Raw genomic sequence first — 11,899 nt, 5'->3', positions numbered from 1 at the left:
TCCTATTGTGCGGCTGTGCCGGTATTAGAATTTAGCGTGTATCTTACGTATCCGGTCTCCGGCTCGATAGTAATACTAGCGGTCTCTCTTGCATCATTAGTAAGTGTAATAACGCACTGGCCCACAAAAAGCCTATCATATGGCACATTAGAGTTCGCTAACTGCCCCATTGGGCGACCGTAAGAATCAAAGGAGATGGTGTGATTGTTTCTATTACCGCAATTAGTAAATTGTATATTTCTTATATTATATGTTGCTCCTAAATTTAGCTTTTGATTCATTCTTGCACCATCAGTATTGGCGGGCTGCCTAGCGAAGCCCGAAGTAAGCAGTTTGTTAGGATTTTGCGGATCAGCTGCCATAGAATTTAGGCTATTTGGTTGTCCGTTTGAACCAGGGAAGTCTCCGTTATCCCAATATATATTATATCGCCATCCTGCCGCAGAGCCCGGTGCTCCTTGATCAGTAAATTGAATCCTCCAAAATCTCTTAAACCAATTAGGATCGTCAGGATCGAATTTGTTATCATTCATAGCCAGTTGCTGAGTATAGCGAATATGAGCAGCTACTTGATCTGCCGCCTCCACAAGGCTATTTCGATTGATTTGAGGCACTGCCACCGCCGCTAGAATTCCAACCACCACGATGATGAAAATCAGCTCTATCATAGTAAATGCTTTTTTCATAATTTTTACCTTTCATAAAAATTTTGTTTATATTTTAACATAAAATTTCGCAATTCGCACGCCTCGCTTGTAAATATCTATATTTTGTATCGAATTTTTATGATCAGAGACATATTCCGGCTTATCCGCATAGATAAAAGCGCTGTCCCCGCTAGGCAGTCCGTAAAATTTCAGCCGCAGGCAGAGCCTCTCGTCCTCGCAGCTTACGCTTTTTACTCCGCGATTTTTTAACTCACTTGCCAGCTGCCTAGCTACGTCAAATTTATAGATAAAATGCCGCTGCGGTTTGTTTGCGAACATCGCCTCATACATCACGTCGCTGAAAATCACTGCAAAATAACTCACCGCTAAGCTTACCAGCGTCACACCTACGGCAATCTTATGAAAAGTGCGAAATTTAGGCAATCGAACGCGGTACGAATTAAACAAAACCCGAATGATCAAAGGCGTAGCGATGACGCAATACGGCAGCATCATCTCAAGTGGCACGCGCTGTCTTAGAGAAAAAAGCATCGTCAGACAAAGCGCACTTGTAGCGATGAACCACAGCAGGCTCTTTTCCTCTTTGATCCAAATTCTATAGATCGTGTAGATGAAAAATAAAAACACTAAAGGCGAAAATGCGCCCGCAAAAACGCCCACGGTGTCCAGAAAATATCCCTTCGGCTTGCCCTCCGAGCTTACATCGTAAAAGATCACGCTGAAGCTAAATAGCGCTATGCAAAGCAGCAAAAGCTCCTTTTTGCGCGTATAAAGCGCCCAAATTCCAAAGCCGACGTATAGCATAAAAAACGCGCGATCGATCAGGGCGCAAACGGACAGAAGTACGAAAAGCGCGATATTGTATTCGCTTTTTGCAAAATATATCGCCAGCAGCGTGAAAAAAACGATGATGCCCGCAGGATTTAGCAAGATCGCGCTACTCATTGACGCAGGAAGCGCCATAAATAGCGCCGTAGCGACCACCATATCGAAGCGGCGCTTTAGAATAAATTTTGAAATTTTATAGATCATCGCGGCATTTGCGAAGTGGATCAAAATAAACGGTACGCGCAGGGCGTAGTCGTTGCGCCCGAAAATTTCGCAGCTTAAATTTGCGATTAGCGAAACGAGGGATTTTTTATCATAAAAAATTTCGGCTTCGTAGTAGCTGATGCTTAAATTTGAGATAGCATAAAGCAAAAATATGCCCTGAAACAGGCACATTATAAAGATCACGAAAATTTCGTTTTGATAAAGCTTCTTCACTCTCATCCTTGCTGCGGGCGCTTTAAATTTACGACTAAATTATATGGCCGAAATTTTATAAAATTTAAGCCACCAAATCCTTTAAAATTTAGCCGCTAAATTTAACCGCGCGCCGCTTCATTCCTCTATCGTATAATTTTCCCAAAAGAAATTTATCCACTCATCCGTCTTTGAAATTTTAAAATCGGGCTGGATAAGCGCCTTAGGTTTGTAAAAAATCACCGCGGTTTTAAGCTCTATTTGCGGGAATTTCTCCAGCAGCACGCGCTTGATCTCGACCATGCTGTCGCCGCTGTCGATGATATCGTCCACCAGCAGCACGCGCTTGTAAAGCTCCAGATCGGGCACGTTGAAAACGTCGATGGTGTCGAGCTTTTTGGTGTCCGCGTAGTGGATGGAATTTATCGAAAATATCGTCCGCATATCAAGCGCATTGGCTAGCGCGTGACCGAATGTGAGCCCACCTCTAGCGATCGCTACGATTGCATCGGGCATAAATTCGTCCCTAACCTGCTTTGCTATAACTCTTGCATCGCGATCCATCTCGTCAAAACTATAAAATCTCATATCTTTCCTTAAAATTTAATGCATTAAAAATACTAAAACGCTAATCGCGCCAAGCGTCAAAACGCCGAAATTTAAATCTTTTATCCTGCGCTGAGCGAGTCTAACTACGATATAAGCGATAAAGCCGAAGCTTAAGCCGTTGGTGATCGAATAGGTAAAAGGCATCAAAAACACTATAAAAAAGGCAGGGATTAAAATTCCAGCGTCGCCATAATCGATCTTGCCAAGCTCGCTAAACATCAAAACCCCGACCATTACGAGGATCGGATAGATTGCATTTGCGGGGATCGCCTTAAATAGCGGCAACATAAACAGCGTCAGCACGAAAAATATAGCGCAAAACACTGCGGTAAGCCCCGTGCGACCGCCCGCTTCTACTCCGCTCGCGCTCTCGGCAAATGCGGTGACCGTGCTCGTTCCTATAACGGCTCCTGCGACGCTTCCTATCGCATCGGAGGTTAAATTTCTAGATAGTTTTTTCATGCCGTCTTTACTATTCTCTCCAAAAAGCCCTGCGCGGTTTCCCACGCCGGTTAGAGTGCCGATGCTATCGAATAGATGCGTGACAAAAAATGTGATTATAAAAGGCACGAACGCAAGCTTCAGCGCTCCGGGGATATCTAGCTTAGCAAATATCGGCGTTATGCCGCTTGGCGCGCTTACGATACCATGTGGTGCGGGCGAAATTCCAGCCACCCACGCAACGCACGAAGTAATCAAAATGCTTAAGATAAACGCCGCCTTGATTCTAAGCACGAAGAGCACCAGCACGACCGCTAAGCCTAAAATTCCAAGCAAAACGTTTAGATCTTTTAAATTTCCTAAAGTTACTAGCGTCGCCTGACTAGGCGCGATGACGCCCATCTGCTTAAGTCCGATAAAGCAGATGAAAGCCCCGATACCCGCACTTATTGCGCGACGCAGATCAAGCGGGATAGATTTGATAACCCAAACGCGAAAATTGGTAAACGAAAGCACGGTAAAAAGCGCCCCGCTTATTGCTACGATGCCAAGTGCGCTCTGCCACGGCATCTTCGCATCCACGCACAACGCAAAGGTAAAATACGCATTTAGCCCCATGCCGACGCTAAGCGCGACGGGGGTATTTGCAAAGAGCCCGTTAAATAACGTTGCGATTATCGTAATAAGCGCGGTTGCCGTAACCAGCGCATCAAACGGCATACCTGCGATGCTCATAATGTTAGCGTTTACCGGCACGATGTAAATCATCGCCAAAAACGTAGTAAGCCCTGCAATAAGCTCCTGCCTTACCGACGTTTTTGCCGCGGCGAGATGAAAGAATTTTTCCACTTGCTCCTCCTTTAGAATTTATTCGTAAATTTCGATCTGATTATACAAGCTGTCGCGCTCTACGGGTACAAAGCCTGCGGTGCCGATCATATCGATAAAATCGCGCTTGCTCTGCCCTTTTTTGCTGCCGGCGCCGGCGCTGCTTTGAATGCTTTCGTTCTCGATCGTGCCGTCAAGATCGTCCGCGCCGAAATCCTGCGCCACAAGAGCTAAGCTTAGCGTCGAGGTCGCCCAATACGCCTTGATATGCGCGACGTTGTCGAGCAAAATTCTACTAATCGCGATCGTTTTTAAAATTTCGACCGAGCCCAAAAAGCCCTTCACATCCAAGTAGTTATTCTCGCGCTGATACACGAGCGGGATGAAAGCGTTGAAACCGCCGCCGTTAGCGCGAGAGAGGCTCTCATCTTGCAGCGCGCGAATACGCAAGATGTGATCGATGCGGTGAGCGCGGCTTTCGATATGTCCAAAGAGCATCGTGGCGTTGCTCTGACGCCCGCGAGCATGCCACAGCGAGTGGATACGCAGCCACTGCTCGCTTGAGACCTTACCTTTGCAAATTTTATCGCGCACGTCCTCGTCAAAAATTTCGGCGCCGCCGCCGGGCATCGAATCCACGCCGCTTTGCATCATCAGCCCTATCGTCTCTTCGTAGCTCATCTTCCACTTTCGCCGCCAGTAATCGATCTCCGCCGCGGTCATAGCCTTGATGTGCAAAAGCGGATATTTTTGCTTTATCGCTTTGAAAATTCCCAAATATTGCTGCGGCGTAACGAATGGATTGTGCGAGCTTACGATATGAATCTCCTTCGTGCCGCGCGCTACCGTCTCGTCCACGATACGCATGATCTCATCATCGCTCATCGTATAGGCGTTTTCGTTCTTGCGGTGCGCCGAAAATGCACAAAATTTACAGGTATCTGCGCATAAATTCGAAGGATTGATATGACGATTTGCGTTGAAATAGACGTTTTTGCCGTTTTTTTCTTTGCGAATAGCAAAGGCGAATTTGCCCAGATCAAAAAGATCCAGATCCCATAATTTCACGCCGTCTTCGTAATTTAATCTCTCGCCGCTTTGTAGTTTTTCTAAAATTTCCATCGATTTCCCAAGCCAAATTTTGTGCTAATTATATAATTTTTTGCTTACAAAACGGATAGGCGGACTAAATTTAGAGCCGAATTTCGTTAATTTAAAATAGCGTAGTAAAATGGGCGCCAAATTTTAAACAAGGAAAGCAAAATGTGTGGAATCGTAGGCTACATAGGAAATGCCGAAAAGAAAAAAATCATAATAAACGGGCTAAAAGAACTCGAGTATCGCGGATACGACAGCGCTGGGCTTGCCGTTATGGACGAGAGCGCCAATATCAAATATTTCAAAGCGGTCGGTAAGCTAAATAATCTCGAAGAAAAGATGAAAGATTTCACTTCGCAAGGCTTTGGCGTTGCGATCGGGCATACTCGCTGGGCGACGCACGGAAAGCCTACTGAGCTTAACGCGCATCCGCATTTTGGAGATTTTAGCTTCGTCGTACATAACGGCATCATCGAAAACTACATCGAGCTAAAAGATGAGCTCGAAGCGGATGGCGTGAAATTTTTAAGCCAGACCGATACCGAAGTAATCGTGCATCTTTTTGAAAAAAATTTCAAGGCTAGCAACGACGCATTTAAGGCGTACGAAGCTACAATTAAACGACTAAAAGGCGCATACGCAACGCTTTTAATCACCAAGGCAGCACCCGGAGAAATTTTCTTTGCTAAAAACGCAGCTCCGCTCATTGTCGCGAAAAACGATAAAAACGAAATTTTCTTTAGCTCCTCGGACGCTCCGCTCATCGGGCTTGCAAATACGGCCGCGTATCTGGACGATCAAATTTACGGCGTTGCCAAGCTCGGGCAGATCGACGTTTTTAAAAACTCTAAACCGCATAATTGCGCTTTTAGCGAGCTTCCGAAAGATAAAGGCTATGCGCAAAAAGAGGGCTTTAGATTTTTTATGGAAAAAGAAATTTACGAGCAAGCGCAAGTCGTAACTGAAGCAATGATGGGACGCGTGATCAAGGGTGGCAAGATAAAATTTGACGAACTTGATGCGGCGATGTTCGAGGGCATCGACGAGGTCGTGCTATGTGCCTGCGGTACGAGCTATCACGCCGCGCTCGTAAGTTCGTATCTTTTCGAGCGCATCGCTAAAATCCGCACAAAAGTAGAAGTTGCCAGCGAATTCCGCTATAAAGAACCATTTTTAAACAAGAATTCATTATTTATCGTGATCTCGCAAAGTGGCGAGACCGCCGATACATTAGAGGCGCTGCATATCGCTAAAAAAGCCGGTCTTAGGACGCTTGCGATCTGCAACGTCGATAACAGCTCGATCGTGCGCATGGCGGGCAGCGTGATTCTAACTCGCGCAGGTATCGAAAAGGGCGTAGCATCTACGAAGGCTTTTGCAACGCAGGTAATGGTGCTATGGATGTTCGTCGTGTATCTTGCAAATCTGCGCGAAGTCATCTCGGCGCGCACGAATTCCGCTGAAATTTCGGCGATGCTTCATATCCCGCAAATTCTAAAGATCAAGGACGGCTTGCAGGATAAAATTTACCGCATGAGTAAGCACTATCTGCATGGACACGGTTTTTTCTTTATTGGTCGCGATATTTTCTATCCGCTCGCTCTTGAGGGCGCACTCAAGCTCAAAGAGATCTCATATCTGCACGCGGAGGGCTATCCGAGCGGCGAGATGAAGCACGGACCGATCGCGCTTGCCGATTCTAATCTCTTTACAGTTGCGCTGATGCCAAAGCATTTGCTCTACGAAAAAACAAAAAGCAATGTCGAAGAGCTTGCCGCGCGCGATGCGTATATTTTAGCTATCAGCCCGGAAGAACCGGAAATCGCGGATGATTTTATCAAAACAAGCGAGCAGAGCCACGCGATGAGCGAGTTTTTTGAGATGATGATAATTTTACAAATTCTAGCTCTTGAAATTTCCGTGCGGCTCGGTAATGACGTGGATATGCCGCGAAATTTAGCCAAAAGCGTCACCGTAGAATAATCGTTTTTTAAGTTCATTTTGACTAATATTTCTCATTAAAAAATCGGGGAATGTTAGTATATGAGACTTATCGGATTTATCAGAGGTGAAAATGTCATAGTCGCCACAGGCGGGGTCGAGTATAGCTACGAAATGCTTGGCGAACGCGATCCTAGCCTAACCGACGGCGATGAGGTAAGCTTCGACACGCTAGCATCCAGTGCGATAAATATAAAGCGCGTCGAGGGCTCTAAATCTAAAGACCGCGTAGCGCAAAAAGTAGCCCCACAGCCAAAAGAATCTGCAAAACAAAACGATGAAATTTTTGGTGATAAGAATTCTGCAGAAAACAATATATCCGAAACGCCATCCTTTCAAAGCTCTACCGAAAATATTGCAAACGATATATCTGCCGTAAAAGAAACGAAGGTCGCAAAAAAATTTAATAAATTTAAATTTAGCCGCAAAGCCAAGCCTACGAGTGCAAAAAAACCGAAATTCTTTGGATTTGAGTTCGTCCAAACCGATGATCTGCGCACTACGCAAAGCGTTGAGAGTAAGATTTATACTTCATCTATCCGTAAGGAAGGGCTTAAATCCATAATCCTGCCGATAGTGCCGATAGTCATTATTTTGATATTCCGTTCGCAAATCGCAAGCATATTTCTATCTTTTTCGCAGATCGAAGCTTATGTCAATCAAGATACGGTTTATATGGTGATGGACCTGCTGATTTTCCTTAGTTTTGCGTTATTTTATCTGCTGCCGCTTAACCGCGCGATAAACCTACTCTCCATAGCGACGCACGATCAATACCCGATGCGTCAAATGGCGAATTACAACGTCTTTATCATCCTGTGCGTCATCTCTACGATCCTACAGGATAAGAGCCTGGGGCTGGATGAGTTTGAGCAGATTTTCATCTGCGGCGTGATCGGATTTGGGCTCATTTCGTTTTATTATAAGTTCAAGGCGTTTGCGTTTATGTTTTTCAAAACTGCAGGCTCGATCCTATTCGCCCCCGCGCTACTTGTGGAGCTCGCAGCTATTATTTTCATCGGCATCGGCGACCGCTATACTGGCGCGTCGATGAAATTTATGGAGCTTACGGGGCTATTTTTTGCAAGCACGGCGTGGAGATACATCATAATCTTTATCGTTATGTCGCCACTTTATTTCCTTGGATTTTGCATGATAAGGCGGATTAAAAAATAATTTTACAAAATTTTACCGCAGATTTGGCTGCGATGAAATTCTATTATGATAGAATTCTGCCCAAAATTTCATTGCAAAATTTAGCACGAAGGCAGAATTTAGTGGAAATTCGAACTTTATCAAAGTAAAATTCTACCGCATTAAAATTTTATCACAATAAAATTCCATAATTTTAAATGCAGATCGCACGCCCTAAAGCAATATATGTGTTTTATACGCGTTAATGCACGCTTACAAAAATACACCAATGCCTGCGAAATTTCGATGCAATGCCCCCCTTATTTGACAAAAGCCATAGCAATTTTACATCGCGTCTGTAAAACCTACCGCTAAATTCCATCTTTAAATCTCGCACGCTCAGCGCATATCAACGCAGAATTTTATCCACGCAATTCAGCGCAAAATTCAAAGCCAAATTTCGCATCGCATTATACGGCAAAATTCCAAGACATAGCTCTATCATAATAAAATTTTGCCAAAATAAAATTCTAATTGATGCCAAAGCCTAAGTGCGGAATTTAAAGCTACAAGCTCCTCGCTCCGCAGCTAATTAAATTTCATCGCCCGCGCATCTTGTCGCGTTTAAATTTAGCCGCCCGCACGCCGTATTAAAATTCCGCCCGCCGCCGCGGCTAAATTTAACTACCGCGCTAAATTCCACGCCCTCGCCTGCTGAAATTTAATCTCGCGCCCCACTTCGCGCGGCATAGAATTCCCGCCTAAACTCGGCAAACCGCCCGTGCACGATCGCCTCTCTCATATCCGCGGCAAGGCGCAGGTAATAATGCAGATTGTGAATGCTCGCAAGGCGGTAAAAGCTAAGCTCGCGCGCGCGAAATAGATGATTTAGGTAGCCGCGGCTGAAGCGCTTGCACGTGTAGCAGTCGCAGTGCGGATCGATCGGATCGCAATCGCTGATAAAGCTCGCGTTTTTGATGCTGATCTTGCCGAAGCTCGTAAATAGCGTGCCATTGCGGGCGTTGCGCGTGGGCATCACACAGTCGAACATATCCACGCCGCGAGCGACATTTTCGACGAGATCCTCTGGCGTGCCGACCCCCATCAAATATCGCGGGCGTGCGGGATCGACGTATGGCATCATAGCCTCGACGGTTTCGTACATCAGCTCGTTTTTCTCGCCCACGCTAAGCCCTCCGATCGCAAGCCCATCAAAGCTCATCTCACACAGCGCTTCGGCGCAAAATTTGCGCGCCTGCGGGTCGGTGCCGCCTTGGATGATACCGAAGATATTTTGATGCGTATGCAAGCCGCGAGATTTCATGGCCTCGTGATAATCTATCGCCTCGCGAGCCCATTTTATTGTGCGCGCGACGCTTAGATCGATCCGCTTTTTAAGCCGCGATCTATCATCGCTGCTAAGCGCGCCAGGCTCGCGCGGTAGCTCCACTAAGTCGTCCAAAATCATCATAATATCGGAGTTTAGCTCATACTGCGTATCCAGCACGGAGCGCGGCGTGAAATAATGCATGCTGCCGTCGATGTGACTTTTAAATTTTATGCCGCCCTCGTCGTTTTTGGTGTTTGCGCGCAGACTGAAAGCCTGAAAGCCGCCGCTGTCGGTCAAAAAGCTGCGAGGAAATTTTGTAAATCCGTGCAGCCCGCCGAATTCCGCCACCACCCGCGAGCCCGGGCGCAGATACATGTGATAGGTGTTGGCAAGGATGATCTGCGCGTCTAAAATTCCGGCTACGTCCGTCGCATCGAGCGCCTTGACCGCGCCCACGGTGCCGACCGGCATAAAAACGGGAGTGCGGATCGTGCTGTGCGCCGTGCGGATCGTGCAAGCGCGCGCCGCGCCGTCCGCGCCGTCTATTTGAAATTCCATCTTGATCCTTTAAATTTAGCTTCTTGCGCGCGCTCGGCGCGAAATTTTAATTTACGGCAAAAATAAAGGAAGGAAATTCTACGCCAAATATCACTTTCTTTTTAGCCAATTATTTAAAATTAAATGCTGTTCTTTTAAGAAAACGCAAAAAAAGAATCTACCTCTCTATTAGTGTCAAAATTAGGCCTATATGAGCTCTTTTAACTTACTTATTAAAAGCTCTTTACGCGCCTCAAAAAATTCATTAAAGTTATCCAAAGACAAATCAACATCAGGTATTAGATGGTCTTTTAAGAATTTACTCTTGTCCTTATTTCTGCATTCGACTTCAACCCATTCTTCAAGACTCTTATCATTTTTAGCCATATTCTCGTTTGCATCTAGTAGTTGTAAATTAGGGAGAGCGTCGTACATAGAAAAGTCATAGCATTCCTTTTTATTTTCCTTCATTGCTTTTTTATATTCTTTATACCTGCTTTCTGGATGCAAGTGATCCTTGTGAAAGTTATTTTTTGTGTCTAAATTTGGATATAAGATAGATAATACAGCAAAAGCTTCTGGGCTATTTTTCCTATACAACATTAAATCTTGTAAAAAGCCATCATCGATTATATTACTATATCTATAAGACTTTTCAATACCCTCTAACGGAAATTCATCAATGTTTTCGTCAAAAAATACTTTACCGTCAAAATCCTTTTTAAATACTTTTCTCGTTGCGGTTAAAACGCTATCTGCGCTTCCTCCAAACGGCTTAAATAGCGTAGCTCTTAGTAAGTATTTTCTTATAACTTCTCTAGTTTGCTTTTGCCCAGTACCGTGAACTATGGAACTGGCCAAATTTTTATGATAGACATAATAAAGTACCGGTAAGATTGCATTATTTGAACTCATTGTCTGCGCATTAAACCCAAAATTTTCGAGCAAATCAAAAACGCTATGGAAGGCCATTTTTATGCTATCCCATTGCTGTTCGATATTTTCTATAAATCCGTTATTAAAACTACCTATGTCAAATTTTATATTTTCGTGATATAAATATAAAAACGCTTTTAGTACTAAATCTTTCGAGATACTAAAGCCTTTAGAGTTATTTATAAAATCAACAAGTTCATTGATCTCTTTTCTTGCATCTTTTTGTCTCCAGTTAGCGATAGCATAGCTAAATAAGATATCAGAATAGCTAAGGTGTGTCCCGCCCGAGTTAATACGAATAAATATGTTCACCGCTTTTTCAGGATTTGGATCGTCTTCTTGATAGAAATTGATAATATTTTCTGAAAAAATTATATTTTCAAAAAGATTTAACTTCTCAAATTCGTCATTAGATAAAGGAGATAAGGGATTTTCTTGCTGTATTTTTAAAGCCTTTGATTTACCATGTTCGCGAGGATATATGTCCTTGCATCTAAACCATTTTTGCCCAAATTTATCCGTATAAATGGTTTTGCTGCCGGTTTCAGCTTTTTCCAACCATAAAAATTCATATTCTACGTTGTCTTTTTTGGGTTCTTGATTTGCAGTTAGGTTAAAATAAAACTCGCAAATTTTAAATTTATCGTCTGTATTTTCCCATTTTCTATACGGTATATGCGTATGGTATTCGCCACAAAGCGCTAAATATAGCGAAGTTAATCTTTGCTGTCCGTCTAGTATAGCGGAAAATTCGTTGATACTCTTGGTAGGCTTGTATTCGTTATGAGTATGAAACCATTCTCTAAAATATCTAAGAAAGCTATAGAATTTCCATTGCCCTGCGCTTTCGCTTCTAACCTTCCAAAAAAGCATAGAGCCAATAGGATAGCCTCGCATAATAGAATCAAATAATCTTTCTACTTGCTTCCCGGACCAAACGTATTCCCTCTGAAATGCCGGAATAAGATATCTATCCGTCTCGATTTCTCGTATCGCCTCCGCTATTTTTATTGGGGGATGGAACCCAGCCATTACATTTTCCTTAAATTTATAATTTAATACTCTTTTTACC

Annotated in this window: 9 protein-coding genes; 2 read left to right on the top strand and 7 right to left on the bottom strand. The window is 44.1% G+C overall.

All coding sequences use genetic code 11. The annotated features are described in order from the left end of the window. Positions 1–2 precede the first annotated feature (2 nt). From CGRAC_RS05235 to mqnE, 5 genes are all read right to left on the bottom strand, one after another. Positions 3–686, bottom strand: coding sequence for a pilus assembly FimT family protein (locus CGRAC_RS05235; RefSeq protein WP_005871625.1), 684 nt, complete (start codon positions 684–686; stop codon positions 3–5). Between the two features lie 27 nt (positions 687–713). Beyond that, complete coding sequence (locus CGRAC_RS05230) at positions 714–1,940, bottom strand: glycosyltransferase family protein (RefSeq protein ID WP_040304045.1); 1,227 nt, start codon at positions 1,938–1,940, stop codon at positions 714–716. 111 nt (positions 1,941–2,051) lie between these two features. After that, positions 2,052–2,501 carry a phosphoribosyltransferase gene (locus CGRAC_RS05225; protein ID WP_005871628.1) on the bottom strand — a complete coding sequence of 150 codons (450 nt, stop codon included), beginning with the start codon at positions 2,499–2,501 and terminating at the stop codon, positions 2,052–2,054. 15 nt (positions 2,502–2,516) lie between these two features. Continuing rightward, positions 2,517–3,812 (bottom strand): NCS2 family permease, encoded by a 1,296-nt coding sequence (locus tag CGRAC_RS05220; protein ID WP_005871629.1) that lies wholly within the window; start codon positions 3,810–3,812, stop codon positions 2,517–2,519. An 18-nt stretch (positions 3,813–3,830) separates the two neighbouring features. Beyond that, positions 3,831–4,913, bottom strand: a complete 1,083-nt coding sequence (gene mqnE / locus CGRAC_RS05215) for an aminofutalosine synthase MqnE (protein WP_005871630.1) — start codon at positions 4,911–4,913, stop codon at positions 3,831–3,833. 141 nt (positions 4,914–5,054) lie between these two features. Here mqnE and glmS point away from each other — a divergent pair, with 141 nt between their 5' ends. Both glmS and CGRAC_RS05205 read left to right on the top strand, forming a co-directional pair. After that, on the top strand, positions 5,055–6,872 hold the full coding sequence (glmS, locus tag CGRAC_RS05210; protein ID WP_005871631.1) for a glutamine--fructose-6-phosphate transaminase (isomerizing): 1,818 nt from the start codon (positions 5,055–5,057) through the stop codon (positions 6,870–6,872). Positions 6,873–6,932: 60 nt separating this feature from the next. Continuing rightward, on the top strand, positions 6,933–8,066 hold the full coding sequence (locus CGRAC_RS05205; RefSeq protein ID WP_005871632.1) for a hypothetical protein: 1,134 nt from the start codon (positions 6,933–6,935) through the stop codon (positions 8,064–8,066). A gap of 679 nt (positions 8,067–8,745) precedes the next feature. Here the strand turns inward: CGRAC_RS05205 and tgt are convergent. Beyond that, a complete protein-coding gene (gene tgt / locus CGRAC_RS05200) occupies positions 8,746–9,912 on the bottom strand; it encodes a tRNA guanosine(34) transglycosylase Tgt (RefSeq protein WP_005871634.1) in 1,167 nt (388 codons plus the stop codon). 186 nt (positions 9,913–10,098) lie between these two features. Next, complete coding sequence (locus CGRAC_RS05195; RefSeq protein WP_005871636.1) at positions 10,099–11,859, bottom strand: DUF262 domain-containing protein; 1,761 nt, start codon at positions 11,857–11,859, stop codon at positions 10,099–10,101. Positions 11,860–11,899 lie beyond the last annotated feature (40 nt).

Source organism: Campylobacter gracilis, assembly GCF_001190745.1.
GTDB lineage: Bacteria > Campylobacterota > Campylobacteria > Campylobacterales > Campylobacteraceae > Campylobacter_B > Campylobacter_B gracilis.
This window is presented reverse-complemented; position numbering and strand designations above follow the sequence as displayed.